Below are 15977 nucleotides of genomic sequence, written 5' to 3' on the forward strand. Positions count from 1 at the left end.
CCTGACGCGGAGTGCACCATGACCCAGATCATCGACAGTTTCCTGGATATCGCCGGCGACTACGATGCCGCCTTCGTCGACCTGTGGGGCTGCGTGCACGATGGGCTTCACGCCCACGAGGCCGCGGTAGGGGCCCTGCAGCAGTACCGCCGTGCGGGCGGGCGCGTCGTGCTTGTGACCAACTCGCCACGCCCCTGGGGCTCGGTGCAGACGCAGATCGCCGGCATGGGCGTTCCGGACGACGCCTGGGACGCCATCGCGACCTCCGGCGATTCTGCGCGGGCGGCGATGTTCCGCGGCGTGGTCGGCCAGCGCGTCTGGTTCATCGGAGAGGACCGCGACCACACCTTCTTCGAGCCGATGGAACTGCTGGACGATCCGCTCACGATCGAGCGGGTCCCGCTGGACGCCGCCGAGGGTATCGTCTGCTGCGGCCCCACCGACCCGATGGCCCACCCCGACACCTACCGCCCGCAGTTCCTGGCCGCCAAACAGCGCGGGCTGAAACTGCTGTGCGCCAACCCCGACATCGTCGTCGACCGCGGAGAGGTGCGCGAATGGTGCGCGGGCGCCCTCGCCCAGCTCTATACCGCGATGGGGGGAGAAAGCCTTTACTTCGGCAAGCCCCATCCGCCGATCTACGACCTCGCCCGGCGGCGTCTGACGAAGGTCGACGACGGCGCGGACCAGGGGCGCATCCTGTGCATCGGCGACGGGATCCAGACCGATATCCTGGGCGCGCAACAGGAGGATCTGGACTCGCTCTTCATCTCCGGCGGTCTTGCCGCGCAGGAAACGCAGACCCGCGACGGCACACCGGACGCGCAGGCGTTGGAACGCTACCTGCAGGCCGAGATGGCGGCCCCCACCTTCACGATCGGTTCCCTGCGTTGATTTCCGACGGTTGACACGCGACGCCGGGCAAGCAATGAAGTTTCGCGTGAAATCCGTATATCGGACATTTATTACCTGACGAATGACAGACATGCTCGACAACATGCCCCGCGGCACCATCGTGATCGAGGATCTGGAAATCGGGATGACGCGATCCCTGTCGAAAGTCGTGACCGATGCGGATATCGAGATGTTCGCGCAGGTCAGCACCGATCGGAACCCCGTGCATCTGGATGACGCCTACGCGCGCGACACGATCTTCGCGGGGCGCATCGCGCACGGGATGCTGACCGCAGGCCTCGTCTCGGCGGTGATTGGCGAGCAACTGCCCGGCCACGGAACGGTCTACCTGGGCCAAAGCCTGAAGTTCCTCGGCCCCGTGCGTCCCGGCGACCGCGTCACGGCAGAGGTCGAGGTCCTGGCCATCGACTACGCCAAGCGGCGCGTCACGCTGGACACCCGTTGCCTCGTCGACGGCAAGCGGGTACTCGCCGGCGAGGCCACGGTGCTCGCCCCGTCGGGCAAGTTCGACTAGCTTGCGCAAGGGGCGGGCGCAGGCTACGCCACGCCCATGCGTATCGTCAGAGATCCCCGCTACATCGACCCCGACGACCGCGGCGCCTCTGCCGCGATCGGTAACTTCGATGGGGTGCACCTGGGCCACCAGGCGGTCATCGACCTTGCCCGTAAGGCGGGCCGCGACATCGGCGCGCCGCTGGGCGTCATGACCTTCGAGCCGCATCCCCGCCAGCACTTCGCCCCCGACGCCCCCGCCTTCCGCCTGATGAACGCCGAGGCCCGGGCCGAGGCCTTGCAGAAGATCGGTGTCGATATCCTCTACGAGGTGCCTTTTACCGACGGACTTACGCAACTTGCGCCAGAGGCCTTCGCGCGCGAGATCATCCGTGACGCGCTTGGCCTGCGCCATGTCGTGGTGGGTTCGGATTTCTGCTTCGGCAAGGATCGCGCGGGCAACGCGGAAGACCTGCGTGGCTTCGGGCAGCGGCTGGGGTTCGGCGTCACCGTGGCCGAGATGGTGCAGGCGGAGGACGGGCGCATCAGCTCGACCGCGATCCGCGCCGCACTGAGCGAAGGCCGCCCCCGCGATGCCGCCGCGATGCTGGGCCACCGTCACCGGCTCGTAGGTCGGGTGATCCGCGGCGACCAGCGCGGCCGCGACCTGGGCTATCCCACCGCGAACATGAGCATCGACGGATTGCACCCGCCCCGCTTCGGGGTCTACGCTGTGGCGGTCGACGTCCACGACGGACCGCACGCAGGGCGCTATGGCGGCGCCGCCTCGATCGGGGTGCGCCCGATGTTCGGCGCGGAAAACCACGCCAATTGCGAGACCTTCCTCTTCGACTTCAAGGGCGATCTCTACGGGGCCGAAATCTCGGTCGCGCTGATCGACTACCTGCGCGGTGAGGAGAAGTTCGACAGCCTCGATGCGCTCATCGCCCAGATGGACGCCGATTGCGACCGCGCGCGAAAGATCCTCTCCGATGTCTGAAATCGACCGCTCCGGGCTGCGTCCCCGTTTCTGGGAACGCGTGCCCATGGATCGTATGACCCGCGCGGAATGGGAGGCGCTTTGCGACGGCTGCGGCAAGTGTTGCCTGAACAAGCTGGAAGACGAAGACAGCGGCGAGGTCGCCCTGACGCGCGTGGCTTGCCGGCTGTTGGACAACGATACCTGCCTGTGCAGCCAGTACCCGATCCGCCACCAATTCGTGCCGGAATGCATCGTGCTCACGCCGAAGACGATCCAGGACAACATGTACTGGCTCCCCCAGACCTGCGCCTACCGCCTGCTCGCCAAGGGAGAGGCACTTTACGACTGGCATCCGCTCATCTCGGGCGATGCCGAGGGGCCGCATGCGGCCGGCGTCACCCTGCGCGGCCAGACCGTTTCCGAATACGAAGTCGCGGACGACGACTGGGAAGACCACATCATCGAGGAGCCCACCTGATGTTCTTTGCCTCCGACAACGGCGGACCGGCCCATTCCCAGGTGATGCAGGCGCTGTTGGACGCCAACGCCGGCTACGCGAGCGCCTACGGCGCCGATCCGATCATGGAAACTGTGCGCCGCCGGATCCGCGACGTCTTCGAGGCCCCGCAGGCAGAAGTCTTCCTCGTGGCGACCGGCACGGCGGCGAATGTGCTGATCCTGGGAACCCTGTGCCAGCCGTGGCAGACGGTGTTCTGCTCGACCATGTCCCACATCCAGGAAGACGAGTGCAACGCGCCCGAGTTCTTCACCGGCGGCGCGAAGCTGACCCTGGTGGAAACAGAGCAGGCCCGGATGACGCCCGACACCCTGCGCCGCGCGATCGAGGCCGAGGAGACGCGCGGCGTCCACGGCCCCCAACGCGGCCCCGTCAGCATCACGCAGGCGACCGAGAAGGGCACCGTCCATAGGGTCGAGGATATCCGGGCGCTGTCGGCGGTGGCTCGCGACTACGGCCTGAAGGTGCACCTCGACGGCGCGCGCTTTGCCAATGCGCTGGTTGCCCTCGATTGCACCCCGGCAGAGATGACATGGAAGGCCGGAGTAGACGCGGTCAGCTTCGGCGGCACCAAGAACGGCGCCCTGGGGGTCGAGGCCTGCGTCTTCTTCAACCCGGAGGACGCGGCCTCCTTCCCGTTCCGGCGCAAGCGCGGGGCGCATCTCTTCTCCAAGCACCGTTATCTCTCCGCCCAGATGAACGCCTACCTGACCGACGATCTGTGGCTGGACATGGCACGAAGCGCCAATGCTGCGGGCCAACGCCTCTTGCGCGGATTGCAGCAGATGCCGGACGTGACGGTCCTGCACGAACCGCCCGCGAACCTTCTGTTCTTCGACGCGCCCCGTTCCATGCACCGCCGGGCGCTGGACGGCGGCGCCCTTTACTACGTGATGGGCGGTGATCCTCACGATGGCCCCGACGACGAAATGCTGACCGGGCGGCTCGTCTGCGACTGGTCATGCGAGGACGCCGCCGTCGACGAGTTGTTGGGCCTGTTGCGCGGCTAGATAAGCCCGGCCGTCTCTCTGACATGGGTCAAGGGCACCATGTGACCCGCCCCGGTTATGGCGTGATCGACCGCCTGCGGAATGACGCGTTGCAGGCGGGCGTGAATCTCTACCACCACCGGCTGGCTCTTCGCGCCGCGGATCAGGGTCACCGGAACGGTGATCCGGTCCAGTCGCGGCAGGAGGTCATGGACATCCTCCTGGATCGCGGGGGCCGATGCGGTGACCAGGGGCATCCGCGCCGCGAATTCGCCTTGCGCACGCGGCTTCAGGTCCGACCAGCGCCCCGCTCCGTAGGCTGCGTGGAAAAGCTGTGCCGCCTGCATCAGATCCCCCGCCTCGGTCGCGTCATAGATCGGCGCGAAGAGGGAGAGATGATCCTCGAATGCGGGGGTGCCGCGCGCGGCGGCGAAGAAGACCGGCTCGATCAGCGTCAGGCGGCTGACGCGCTCGGGGTGCTCCACTGCCAGCCGCAGCGCCAGAGTTCCGCCGAAGGAATGGCCTAGGACGTGCATCGGGCGGTCGATCAGCGGCAGAAGTGCGGCGATGTTCGCGCTGTGGTAATCATCCTGCCCGTCCCAGTCGGGACTGCGCCCATGGCCCAACAGATCGGGCAAGAGCGCTTCCAATTCCGCGGCGCGGGCCAGCGGCAACAGCGCCTCGTGCCGGGCGAGGCTGCAGTGCAGCATCAGCGTGTCGGGGGCCTCCGACGTGCGGCCTGCATGCATCAGATGCGACCGGCGAGATGGGCGTCGAGGTCGGCCAGCCGATCCTCTCCCCAGAAACGCTGGTCGGTGTCGGTGATGAAGAAGGGGGCGCCGAAGACGCCAGCGCGCACCGCCTCTTCGGTATTGCGGTGGTAGGCCTCGGCGCCCGCCAGAAGGCCCTTGTCCGCCAACCCCGCATCGAAGCCCGCCGCGGATAGGCAGTCGCGGATCACGTCGTCATCGGCGATGTCGCGCTGCTCGGCCCAGCAGGCGCGAGCCAGGGCGAAGACCAGCCCCGCCATATCACCGCCACCGGCATCCTGGGCGGCGAGGATCGCGTAGGAAGAGGGCGCGGGGTTGGTCGGGAAATGCGCGGGCTTCGCCACCAAGGGCAAGCCCGCGACCATGGCGCGGCGCGGAAGATCCTGCGCGCGGTAATCCTGTCGGCTGGGGTGTCGCTCGGCCAAGGGCAGCCCGCCCGTGCGGGCAAAGATCGCGATCATGTCGGCCGGGCGGTAGGTCAGCGTCGCCCCGTGAGAGGCGGCGATTTCCGCCGGACGGACGCCGCAAAGATAGGTGTAGGGGCTGATCGGGGTAAAATAGTAGTCGATATGGGGCATGCCCGTCACCTTTGCCGGCCTGAGTATTCCCGCGACCCTACCCCTGTGCTACCGCAAGTCAACGCGGCGAATCTCGCCCAGCCCCGCGCGAAGGACCCACCCCCCATGCCGACCTCCCACGAACCCAAGCTGATCTCCGGCAATGCCAACCAACCGTTGGCCGAGGCGATCGCAAGCCGCATGAGCATGCACCGCGGCATGGACGTCGGGCTGGTGGACGCCCGGGTCGAACGCTTCAACGACGGCGAGATCTTCGTCGAGGTCTTCGAGAACGTCCGCGGCGAGGACATGTTCGTCATCCAGCCGACCTCCAATCCCGCCAACGACAACCTGATGGAGCTTCTGATCATCGCCGACGCGCTGCGACGCTCCTCGGCGCAGCGGATCACGGCCGTCATGCCCTACTTCGGCTACGCCCGTCAGGATCGCCGCAGCAAGGCGCGCACGCCGATCACCGCCAAGCTGGTGGCGAACCTGCTTGTCGAGGCGGGGATCGAGCGGATCCTGACCTTGGACTTGCACGCGACCCAGATCCAGGGATTCTTCGACATTCCCGTCGACAACCTCTACGCCAGCCCGATCTGGGCGCTCGACGCGATGCACCACTTCAAGGACCGCATGGACGAGTTGATGGTCGTCAGCCCCGACGTCGGCGGCGTCGCACGGGCCCGTGACCTCGCCCAGCGGTTGGGCGCGCCACTCTCCATCGTCGACAAGCGGCGCGGCAAGCCGGGCGAAGTGGCCGAGATGACGGTCATCGGCGAGGTGAAGGACCGCGTCTGCCTGATCGTGGACGACATCGTCGATACCGCGGGCACGCTCTGCAAGGCAGCGCAGGTGCTGATGGACAACGGGGCGAAGGAAGTGCACAGCTACATCACCCACGGCGTGCTCTCGGGTCCGGCGGTCGAGCGGGTGAGCAAGTCGGTGATGAAGAACCTCGTCATCACCAACACCATCCAGCCAAGCCAGGCCGTGCAGGCCTGCCCGCAGATCCGCATCGTCAACTCCGCCCCGATGTTCGCGCAGGCAATCCTGAACACCTGGAACGGGACCAGCGTCTCGTCCCTGTTCAATCACAAGACGCTGAAACCGATCTACGAAGGCGTCTACGCGGGCTAAGCCAAAGGTCGGACGCGGTCACACGTCCCAGACGTCGTCGCCGCGCACCGGCCCCATGGCGATCCAGCCCGCCCGAACACGCGCGACGCGGGTGTCGCCCCAGGTCCGGAAGACGAGGTTGAACCCGTCCGGCGTTATCTGCTCGGCCGAGATATCCGCACGGTTGTTCGCATCCGCCGCGATGTCCCACATGGTCAGGCTGACCTGCACGACCGGTTCCTGAAGGAAGGTCGTATCGAACCGGATCGCCTGCCGGATCAGGCGCGGACCGTGACCGGACCACATGTCACCGTCATCCTCGAAATCCGAAAAGAGAACCTTGTTCCCTTGTTGAATCCCGATTGTCGTCGCCTCGAATTTGCGCATCTGTAAATGTCGTCCGATCTTATTACGAAGGCATTAATCCGACGGTTGTATCGCGCCTGAAGCGTTCGCGCAGCAAAAAGGGGGCCAACCACGTTGACCCCCTTCAAGTTTTTCGGTGTTGGCCCGCAATCAGCCGAAGTTCGACTGCTTCGGGTCGAGCCCGATCTTGCTGCCGACCGCAACCATGTCCGCCATGAGGCGCACCGCGTCATCCACGGGGCCTGGCTCGTTCTGGACGTCGGACTTGGCCTTCTCCAGCTCGCGCCGGGCGTCTTCCATCATCCGGTCGAAGGTCTCTTGCGTCATCTCGGACCGGGGCAGCGCGCTTTCGGCCAGAACCGACACCGATTTGGCGGTGATCTCGGCGAAGCCGCCGATCACCACGTAGTCGTCCTCGGACCCGCCTGCCACCACGGTCATGATACCGGGGCGCAGGGTCGTGATCGTCGGCGCATGGCCCGGCATCGCGGTCAGGTCACCGTCGGCACCGGGGATACGCACCTCGGTCGCCTCGACCGACGCCAGACGGCGTTCGGGCGAGACGAGGTCGAATTGCACTGTGTTTGCCATAAGGGCTCCTTACGCGGCGCTCGCCTGCATTTTCTCGGCCTTGGCTTTCACTTCCTCGATGCCGCCGACCATGTAGAAGGCGCCCTCGGGCAAGTGATCGTATTCGCCGTTCACCACCGCCTTGAAGGACGCGATCGTGTCCTCCAGAGCGACCTGGACGCCCGGCGAGCCGGTGAAGACCTGAGCCACGTCGAAGGGCTGGCTGAGGAAGCGCTCGATCTTGCGGGCGCGGGCCACGGCCAGCTTGTCGTCCTCGGACAGTTCGTCCATCCCGAGGATGGCGATGATGTCCTGAAGCGACTTGTAGCGCTGCAGCGTCTGCTGCACGTCAGAGGCGACCTTGTAGTGCTCTTCACCCACGATGCCCGGATCGAGCAGACGCGAGGTGGAATCGAGCGGGTCGACGGCCGGGTAGATGCCCTTTTCCGAGATCGCACGGTTGAGAACCGTGGTCGCGTCGAGGTGCGCGAAGGACGTGGCCGGCGCGGGGTCGGTCAGGTCGTCCGCGGGCACGTAGATGGCCTGCACGGAGGTGATCGAGCCGTTCTTGGTCGAGGTGATCCGTTCCTGCATGGCGCCCATGTCGGTGGCCAGCGTCGGCTGGTAGCCCACGGCGGAGGGGATGCGGCCCAGAAGCGCCGACACCTCGGAACCCGCCTGCGTGAAGCGGAAGATGTTGTCCACGAAGAACAGAACGTCGGTGCCGGACTGGTCGCGGAACTGCTCGGCCATGGTCAGACCGGACAGGGCGACGCGCATGCGGGCACCCGGCGGCTCGTTCATCTGGCCGTAGACGAGAGCCACCTTGGACTTCGTCAGATCCTCGGCGTTGATGACGCCCGATTCGATGAATTCGTAGTAGAGGTCGTTACCCTCGCGGGTCCGTTCGCCCACGCCGGCGAAGACCGAGTAGCCCGAGTGCACCTTGGCGATGTTGTTGATCAGCTCCTGGATCAGAACCGTCTTGCCCACGCCGGCACCGCCGAACAGGCCGATCTTGCCGCCCTTGGCGTAGGGTGCGAGCAGGTCGATGACCTTGATGCCGGTCACCAGCACCTCGGAGGTGGTGGACTGTGCTTCGAACGTGGGCGCCGCGTTGTGGATCGAGCGACGCTCGGTCGTCTCGATCGGGCCCTTCTCGTCGACGGGGGCGCCGACGACGTTCATGATCCGACCCAGGGTCGCGTCGCCCACGGGCACGGTGATCGTGGTGTCCTGATCGACGACCTGCTGACCGCGCACGAGACCTTCGGTGCTGTCCATCGCGATGCAGCGGACGGTGTTTTCACCCAGGTGCTGGGCCACTTCCAGCACCAGTTCCTGCCCGTTGTTGTCGGTCGTCAGGGCGTTGAGGATCTCTGGCAGGTGATCCTCGAACTGCACGTCGACGACGGCGCCGATGACCTGCGTGATCTTGCCTTTAGCGTTAGCCATATCGGTACTCCGGTTCGTTACAGCGCTTCGGCGCCGGAAATGATTTCAATCAGCTCGTTGGTGATGACGGCCTGGCGCGAGCGGTTGTACTCGATCGTGAGGTCATCGATCATCTCGCCCGCGTTGCGGGTCGCGTTGTCCATCGCGGACATCCGCGCACCCTGCTCGGAGGCCGCGTTTTCCAGCAGCGCCGAGAAGATCTGCACCGCCACGCCGCGCGGCAGAAGGTCGGCAAGGATCGCCTCTTCGTCCGGCTCGTAGTCGTAGAGCGTGTTGGTGCTCTCGGACGCGCCGTCCACCGCGTCGAACTTGGCGGGGATGATTTGCTGCGCCGTCGGGTGCTGCGCCACGACATTCTCGAACCGCGCGAAGAAGATCGTCGCGATGTCGAATTCGCCGGCCTCGAACCGGTTCAGCACGTCACGCGCGATACCTTGGGCGTCGACGTAGCCGACCCGCTTGATGTCCGACAGATCGACGTGACCGACGAACATGTCGCCCAGGTCGCGCTTCATGCTGTCGCGGCCCTTCTTGCCGACGGTGAGGATCTTCACCGTCTTGCCTTCGCCCTTCAGGCGCATCGCGTGCTGACGTGCAAGCTTGGCGATGTTCGCGTTGAACCCGCCGCACAACCCGCGCTCCGCGGTCATGACGATCAGCAGATGCGTGTCGTCCGACCCGGTGCCGGCCAGCAGTTTCGGCGCGGAGGGGGACCCCTCCGCCGCCGCGGAAAGCCCCGACATCACGGCGTTGAACCGTTCCGTATAGGGGCGCGCCGCTTCCGCCGCGTCCTGCGCCCGGCGCAGTTTCGCGGCGGCGACCATCTGCATGGCCTTGGTGATCTTGCGGGTCGACTTGACCGACGCGATCCGGTTCTTGAGGTCCTTGAGACTAGGCAAAACCTGGTTCTCCTCTAACGGGCTCTGATTACGCGAAGTCCTTGGCGAAAGACGCGATCGCATCCTTCAGACGGGTTTCCGCGTCGCCCTTGATCTTGGGATCCTCGTTGGTCAGCCAGTCCAGCACTTCGCGCTGGTTGGTGCGCATGTGGTTCAGCAGACCGGCTTCGAACTTGCCCACCTGGTCGACGGACAGATCGTCGAGGAAGCCGTTGGTGCCCGCGTAGATCACGGTCACGATCTCGGCGTTGGTCAGCGGCGAGTACTGCGGCTGCTTCATCAGTTCCGTCAGGCGCGCACCGCGGTTCAGCAGCTTCTGCGTCGCGGCGTCGAGGTCGGAGCCGAACTGCGCGAAGGCCGCCATCTCGCGGTACTGGGCAAGCTCCAACTTCACGGGACCAGCGACGGATTTCATCGCGTTGGTCTGCGCGGCGGACCCCACGCGGCTGACCGACAGACCGGTGTTCACGGCCGGGCGGATACCCTGGAAGAACAGTTCCGTCTCGAGGAAGATCTGGCCGTCGGTGATCGAGATCACGTTGGTCGGAATGAACGCCGACACGTCGCCGCCCTGGGTCTCGATGATCGGCAGCGCCGTCAGCGAGCCTGCACCATTGTCCTCGTTCAACTTGGCCGAACGCTCCAGCAGGCGGGAGTGGAGGTAGAACACGTCGCCCGGGTAGGCTTCACGCCCCGGCGGACGGCGCAGCAGCAGCGACATCTGGCGGTAGGACACGGCCTGCTTGGAGAGGTCGTCGTAGATGATAAGCGCGTGCTTGCCGTTGTCGCGGAAGTATTCCGCCATGGCGGTCGCCGAATAGGGGGCGAGGTACTGCATCGGCGCGGGCTCGGAGGCGGTCGCGGCGACGATCGTGGTGTACTCGATGGCACCCGTCTCTTCGAGCTTCTTGACCAGCTGGGCCACGGTCGAGCGTTTCTGACCGACGGCGACGTAGATGCAGTAGAGCTTTTCCGAGTCGTCCTTGGCGGCGTCGTTGTAGGACTTCTGGTTCAGGATCGTGTCGAGCGCCACGGCGGTCTTGCCGGTCTGGCGGTCGCCGATGATCAGCTCGCGCTGGCCGCGGCCGATCGGGATCATGGCGTCGATGGACTTCAGGCCCGTGGGCATGGGCTCATGCACCGACTTGCGCGGGATGATGCCGGGGGCCTTGACGTCGGCCACGCGACGCTCGGCGGCCTCGATCTCTCCCTTGCCGTCGATCGGGTTGCCCAGACCGTCCACAATGCGGCCCAGCAGGCCGGGGCCTGCGGGCACGTCCACGATGGAATTCGTGCGCTTGACGGTGTCGCCTTCCTTGATGTCGCGGTCGGAGCCGAAGATCACGACGCCGACGTTGTCGGATTCGAGGTTCAGCGCCATGCCGCGGATGCCGCCGGGGAATTCGACCATCTCGCCGGCCTGGACCTTGTCCAGACCATGCACGCGGGCGATCCCGTCGCCGACGGAGAGCACGCGGCCGACTTCGGCGACTTCGGCATCCTGGCCGAAGTTCTTGATCTGATCCTTGAGGATCGCAGAGATTTCAGATGCTTGGATCGCCATTTATCCGGCCTCTTTCATGCTGTTCTGGAGAGCGTTGAGCTTGGAGCGGATCGAGGTGTCGATCATCTTCGAGCCAACTTTGACAATAAGACCGCCAAGGATGGCAGGGTCCACGGTTTCTTCGATGCTGACCTCGCGGCCGACCTGGTCGGTGAGGGTCTGCGAAAGCTTCTTGCGCTGCGTTTCGGTCAGCGCCTTGGCCGAGGTGACCTCCGCCGTGACTTCGCCGCGGGCGTCCGCCGACATTTCCTTGAGCTGCGCAAGCAGGCTGGGCAGCACGAAGAGGCGACGCTTGTCGGCCAGCAGGCGCAGGGTGTTGCCCATGGTGGCGGACAGGCCCATCTTCTGCGCAAGGGCGTTCATCGCGGCGGACTGGCTGTCACGGCCGTAGACCGGCGAATGGATCAGATCGCGCAGATCGTCGCTTTCCGCCAGGGCAGCACGCAGGGCGTCGACGTCACGCTCCATCGTTTCAAGTTCGTTGCCGTCTTTGGCCAGTTCAAACACCGCCAGCGCATAGCGCCCGGCGATCCCATGTGAAATCGAAGCTGGTTCGGACACGTCCACCCTTCCGACCTGTGGCCCACGCGAGGAGGTGGGCATTGCAAAAAGTCCCGCAACCGGCGCGGGACGTCAAATTCGACGCGGATGTAACAGAGCCGTGCGAAACCCGCAACTGCGCAAGCGTGGCGAAAGTGCCGCGGTGACCCGGGAAATGGCCGGTGCGCGACACTTACGCCGGAACCGTCTGCGGCACGGGGCTGCGCACGGGCTGGCGTTCGCGCACCATCGTGCCGCCGCCGGGCGCAGGCGCATTGGCCTTGGCCGCCTCCACGATCAGGACCCCGCCGCCCGCCAGCATGGGGATCTTGTGTCCCGCGCGTTCGAGGAAGGCCGAAAGCTTGCGCCAAGCAGGCTGGCTCGACGGTGGTTGATAGAGCGCCGCGCGCGCCTGTTTCACGCAGAACCCGTGGGCCGCGAGTTGATCCTCCAACTGGCCGGGCAGGTAAGGCCGTCCGAAGCCGAAGGGCGTGGCATCCGACCGCGCCCAAAGCCCGGCCCGGTTCGGCACGATGAAGACGGCGCGACCGCCCGGACCCAGCACCCGGTGGCACTCCGCAAGCACATCCGAAGGGCGCTCGGAGGTCTCCAGCCCGTGCAACACGACCAGCTTGTCGACCAGCCCCGTTGGCACCGGCCAGGCCGCGTCCTCGCACAGGACGCTTACGTTCCGCTCGCCCGCGGGCCAGGGCATCACGCCCTGCGGTGCCGGCATCAGCCCGATGACCCGACGCGCATCTCCCAGGTAGGGCCGCAGCAAGGGCACCGCGAAGCCGAAACCCGCGACCGTCTGGCCCTTTGCCTCGGGCCAGATCCGCACCAGTTCGGACCGTATGACCTTCTGCGCCGCACGCCCGAGCGCGCTTCGGTAATAGAAACGGCGCAGGTCCAGAACGTCGAGATGCATGGGGTGCGGTCCGATTGGGTCGCCTCCCCTATACCAAGAACGAAAGGCTCTGCGCCAATGCCCCTGGAACTGCTGACGATCCCGTGTCTTTCCGACAACTACGCCTTCCTGATCCACGACGACGAAAGCGGCGACACCGCCCTGGTCGACGCCCCCGAGGCCGCCCCGATCCAGGCGGTCCTGGACGAGCGCGGCTGGACGCTGTCCGACATCCTGCTCACCCATCACCACGACGATCACGTGGCGGGCGTGTCGGAGCTGCGCGGCGATGCCCGCGTCATAGGGGCGCAGGCCGATGCGCACCGGATGCCGCCGCTGGACGATGCCGTGGTCGAGGGCGACGCGCTCACGGTGCTGGGGTGCGACGTCGAGATCTACGATGTTTCGGGCCACACCAACGGGCATATCGCCTTCCACATCCCGCACGAACGCCTGTTGTTCACGGGCGACAGCCTCATGGCGCAGGGCTGCGGGCGGCTATTCGAGGGCAAGCCCGCGCAGATGTGGGACAGCCTGCGCAAGCTGCGGGACTTCCATGCCGAAACGCAGGTCTGTTCGGGTCACGAGTACACCTTGACGAACGCCCGCTTCGCCGCCTCACTTGAACCGGGAAATCCAGCGCTTATCTCGAGGCTCGAAGCGACGGAAAAGGCGCGTGAAAACGGCCGCGCGACCGTGCCGTCGCTTCTGGGCCTGGAACGGGAAACCAACCCCTTCCTGCGCGCCGATGACCCCGCCCTCGCAACGGCGCTTGGGATGGAGGATGCAGATCCCGCCGATATTTTCAGCGAAGTCCGATCGCGACGCGACCGGGTCTGAGCGATCCGCGAAAGAATTGGTGCGTCTTCACGCCGCGTCAGCACTTTTGTGACCAACGTGACCAATAAAATCCTTGAAGGTCGGACAGATCCGACTGACCTTGAAGGAAAGGCAAAGCGGGGGCGACCCGCGCGATCCAGAGAAAAGGAGCACGTCCGTGCCATCATTTTCCACCACGCTAGAGCAGTCCATCCACGGCGCGCTTGCACTCGCCAACGCCCGTCGCCACGAACTTGCCACGCTGGAACACCTGCTTCTGGCGCTGATCGACGAGCCTGACGCCGTGCGCGTGATGAAGGCCTGTTCGGTCGACCTCGACGAGCTGCGCAAGGATCTGGAAGACTTCATCTCCGACGACCTGTCGACGCTCGAGACGGATGTCGAAGGCTCCGAGGCGGTGCCGACCGCCGCCTTCCAGCGCGTAATCCAGCGCGCCGCGATCCACGTGCAATCCTCCGGCCGGTCCGAGGTGACGGGCGCCAACGTGCTCGTCGCGATCTTCGCGGAGCGCGAGAGCAACGCCGCCTACTTCCTGCAGGAGCAGGACATGACGCGTTATGACGCGGTGAACTTCATCGCCCACGGCGTGGCCAAGGATCCCGCTTTCGGCGAATCCCGCCCCGTGACCGGGTCCGTCGAATCCGAAGACGAAAGCGTCACCGACGGTGACGGCAAGGAATCGGCGCTCGACAAGTATTGCGTGGATCTCAATGCCAAGGCGTCCAAGGGCGACACCGATCCGCTGATCGGGCGCAACCACGAGGTCGAGCGTTGCATCCAGGTGCTGTGCCGCCGCCGCAAGAACAACCCGCTGCTGGTGGGCGACCCGGGCGTGGGCAAGACCGCGATTGCAGAGGGTCTGGCCTTCAAGATCGTCCAGGACGACGTGCCAGAGGTTCTGTCGGGCGCCACGATCTACAGCCTCGACATGGGCGCGCTGCTGGCCGGCACCCGCTACCGTGGCGACTTCGAAGAGCGTCTGAAGGCCGTCATGACCGAAATGGAAGAGCACAAGGACGCGGTGCTTTTCATCGACGAGATCCACACCGTGATCGGTGCGGGTGCCACGAGCGGCGGGGCGATGGACGCCTCCAACCTGCTCAAGCCCGCGCTGCAGGGGGGCAAGCTGCGCTGCATGGGCTCCACCACCTACAAGGAGTTCCGCCAGCACTTCGAGAAGGACCGCGCCCTGTCCCGCCGGTTCCAGAAGATCGACGTGAACGAGCCCTCGGTCGACGATGCGGTCAAGATCCTGCGCGGCATCAAGCCCTACTTCGAAGAGCACCACTCGGTGAAGTACACCGCCGATGCGATCCGCACCGCGGTGGAGCTGTCGGCGCGCTACATCAACGACCGCAAGCTGCCCGACAAGGCGATCGACGTGATCGACGAGGCCGGGGCCAGCCAGCAGTTGCTGCCCGATTCCAAGCGCCGCAAGACCATCGGCGTGAAGGAGATCGAGGGCGTGGTGGCCAAGATCGCCCGCATCCCGCCGAAGAACGTGACCAAGGACGACGCGGAAGTGCTCAAGGATCTGGAAGGCTCGCTCAAGCGCGTGGTCTTCGGCCAGGATACCGCCATCACGGCGCTGTCCTCGGCGATCAAGTTGGCGCGGGCAGGCCTGCGGGAGCCCGAAAAGCCGATCGGCAACTACCTCTTCGCGGGGCCGACCGGCGTCGGCAAGACCGAGGTCGCCAAGCAGCTGGCCGACACGCTGGGGGTCGAGCTGATCCGCTTCGACATGTCCGAATACATGGAGAAGCACGCGGTCAGCCGTCTGATCGGTGCCCCTCCGGGCTATGTTGGCTTCGACCAGGGCGGCATGCTGACCGACGGTGTCGATCAGAACCCGCATTGCGTGCTGCTGCTCGACGAGATGGAAAAGGCGCACCCGGATGTCTACAACATCCTGCTGCAGGTGATGGACCACGGGAAACTGACCGATCACAACGGTCGGACCACCGACTTCCGTAACGTGATCCTGATCATGACCAGCAACGCCGGAGCCGCCGAGATGGGCAAGAATGCCATGGGCTTCGGACGGGAGTCCCGAGAGGGTGAGGATACCGCCGCCATCGAGCGGATCTTCACGCCCGAGTTCCGCAACCGTCTGGACGCGATCATCAGCTTCGGCGCGCTGCCGAAAGAGGTGATCATGAAGGTGGTCGACAAGTTCGTGCTGCAACTCGAAGCGCAGCTCATCGATCGCAACGTCCATATCGAGCTGACGCCGAAAGCCGCCGAATGGCTGGCCGACAAAGGCTATGACGCCAAGATGGGCGCCCGCCCCCTGGGTCGCGTGATTCAGGAGAACATCAAGAAACCGCTGGCGGAGGAACTGCTCTTCGGCAAGCTGGTGAAGGGCGGTCTCGTCAAGGTCGGCGTCAAGGACGGAGAACTGGATCTGCGGTTCGAGGAACCCGGTCCCGGCAAGATCTCTGGCAAGAAGCCCCCGCTTCTGACGGCGGAGTAAACATCCGCCAGATGGTGCC

At 65.5% G+C, this 15977-nt stretch carries 17 protein-coding genes; 8 read left to right on the forward strand and 9 right to left on the reverse strand.

Annotated features, from left to right (window positions below; translation table 11 throughout):
- The first annotated feature begins 18 nt into the window (after positions 1-18).
- From EU805_RS00065 to EU805_RS00085, 5 genes are all read left to right on the forward strand, one after another.
- Positions 19-894, forward strand: coding sequence for a TIGR01459 family HAD-type hydrolase (locus EU805_RS00065; protein WP_129761907.1), 876 nt, complete (start codon positions 19-21; stop codon positions 892-894).
- Positions 895-985: 91 nt separating this feature from the next.
- Positions 986-1429 carry a MaoC family dehydratase gene (locus EU805_RS00070; RefSeq protein ID WP_129761908.1) on the forward strand — a complete coding sequence of 148 codons (444 nt, stop codon included), beginning with the start codon at positions 986-988 and terminating at the stop codon, positions 1427-1429.
- Positions 1430-1465: 36 nt separating this feature from the next.
- The gene (locus EU805_RS00075; protein WP_129761909.1) at positions 1466-2407 is read left to right on the forward strand and encodes a bifunctional riboflavin kinase/FAD synthetase; all 942 of its coding nucleotides are present in this window, start codon (positions 1466-1468) and stop codon (positions 2405-2407) included.
- Positions 2400-2867: a YcgN family cysteine cluster protein gene (locus EU805_RS00080; RefSeq protein ID WP_129761910.1), complete on the forward strand. Its 468-nt coding sequence runs from the start codon at positions 2400-2402 to the stop codon at positions 2865-2867. Before EU805_RS00075 ends, EU805_RS00080 begins: the two co-directional genes overlap by 8 nt.
- Entirely contained in the window at positions 2867-3916 is a 1050-nt protein-coding gene (locus EU805_RS00085) for a low specificity L-threonine aldolase (RefSeq protein WP_129761911.1), read from the forward strand. Before EU805_RS00080 ends, EU805_RS00085 begins: the two co-directional genes overlap by 1 nt.
- On the opposite strand, the gene EU805_RS00090 is transcribed toward EU805_RS00085, so the two are convergent.
- Positions 3913-4644, reverse strand: a complete 732-nt coding sequence (locus tag EU805_RS00090; protein WP_129761912.1) for an alpha/beta fold hydrolase — start codon at positions 4642-4644, stop codon at positions 3913-3915. The genes EU805_RS00085 and EU805_RS00090 overlap by 4 nt on opposite strands.
- Positions 4644-5243 carry a 2-hydroxychromene-2-carboxylate isomerase gene (locus EU805_RS00095; protein WP_129761913.1) on the reverse strand — a complete coding sequence of 200 codons (600 nt, stop codon included), beginning with the start codon at positions 5241-5243 and terminating at the stop codon, positions 4644-4646. Before EU805_RS00095 ends, EU805_RS00090 begins: the two co-directional genes overlap by 1 nt.
- Positions 5244-5348: 105 nt before the next feature.
- Here EU805_RS00095 and EU805_RS00100 point away from each other — a divergent pair, with 105 nt between their 5' ends.
- Positions 5349-6365 carry a ribose-phosphate pyrophosphokinase gene (locus EU805_RS00100; RefSeq protein ID WP_129761914.1) on the forward strand — a complete coding sequence of 339 codons (1017 nt, stop codon included), beginning with the start codon at positions 5349-5351 and terminating at the stop codon, positions 6363-6365.
- An 18-nt stretch (positions 6366-6383) separates the two neighbouring features.
- On the opposite strand, the gene EU805_RS00105 is transcribed toward EU805_RS00100, so the two are convergent.
- The 7 genes from EU805_RS00105 to EU805_RS00135 form a co-directional block, all read right to left on the reverse strand.
- A complete protein-coding gene (locus EU805_RS00105; RefSeq protein WP_129761915.1) occupies positions 6384-6731 on the reverse strand; it encodes an H-type lectin domain-containing protein in 348 nt (115 codons plus the stop codon).
- A 129-nt stretch (positions 6732-6860) separates the two neighbouring features.
- Entirely contained in the window at positions 6861-7301 is a 441-nt protein-coding gene (locus tag EU805_RS00110; RefSeq protein WP_129761916.1) for a F0F1 ATP synthase subunit epsilon, read from the reverse strand.
- A gap of 9 nt (positions 7302-7310) precedes the next feature.
- Positions 7311-8735: a F0F1 ATP synthase subunit beta gene (gene atpD, locus EU805_RS00115; RefSeq protein ID WP_129761917.1), complete on the reverse strand. Its 1425-nt coding sequence runs from the start codon at positions 8733-8735 to the stop codon at positions 7311-7313.
- 17 nt (positions 8736-8752) lie between these two features.
- A complete protein-coding gene (locus tag EU805_RS00120; protein ID WP_129761918.1) occupies positions 8753-9634 on the reverse strand; it encodes a F0F1 ATP synthase subunit gamma in 882 nt (293 codons plus the stop codon).
- Between the two features lie 28 nt (positions 9635-9662).
- Positions 9663-11198 carry a F0F1 ATP synthase subunit alpha gene (atpA, locus tag EU805_RS00125; RefSeq protein ID WP_129761919.1) on the reverse strand — a complete coding sequence of 512 codons (1536 nt, stop codon included), beginning with the start codon at positions 11196-11198 and terminating at the stop codon, positions 9663-9665.
- Positions 11199-11765 carry a F0F1 ATP synthase subunit delta gene (locus EU805_RS00130; RefSeq protein WP_129761920.1) on the reverse strand — a complete coding sequence of 189 codons (567 nt, stop codon included), beginning with the start codon at positions 11763-11765 and terminating at the stop codon, positions 11199-11201.
- Positions 11766-11931: 166 nt separating this feature from the next.
- Positions 11932-12666, reverse strand: coding sequence for a class I SAM-dependent methyltransferase (locus tag EU805_RS00135; RefSeq protein ID WP_129761921.1), 735 nt, complete (start codon positions 12664-12666; stop codon positions 11932-11934).
- Between the two features lie 57 nt (positions 12667-12723).
- On the opposite strand from EU805_RS00135, the gene gloB reads away from it, so the two are divergent.
- Positions 12724-13485 (forward strand): hydroxyacylglutathione hydrolase, encoded by a 762-nt coding sequence (gene gloB, locus EU805_RS00140; protein WP_129761922.1) that lies wholly within the window; start codon positions 12724-12726, stop codon positions 13483-13485.
- A 157-nt stretch (positions 13486-13642) separates the two neighbouring features.
- Positions 13643-15958 carry an ATP-dependent Clp protease ATP-binding subunit ClpA gene (gene clpA / locus EU805_RS00145; RefSeq protein WP_129761923.1) on the forward strand — a complete coding sequence of 772 codons (2316 nt, stop codon included), beginning with the start codon at positions 13643-13645 and terminating at the stop codon, positions 15956-15958.
- Positions 15959-15977 lie beyond the last annotated feature (19 nt).

It is taken from the genome of Salipiger sp. IMCC34102, from assembly GCF_004145405.1.
Classification (GTDB): Bacteria; Pseudomonadota; Alphaproteobacteria; order Rhodobacterales; family Rhodobacteraceae; genus Loktanella.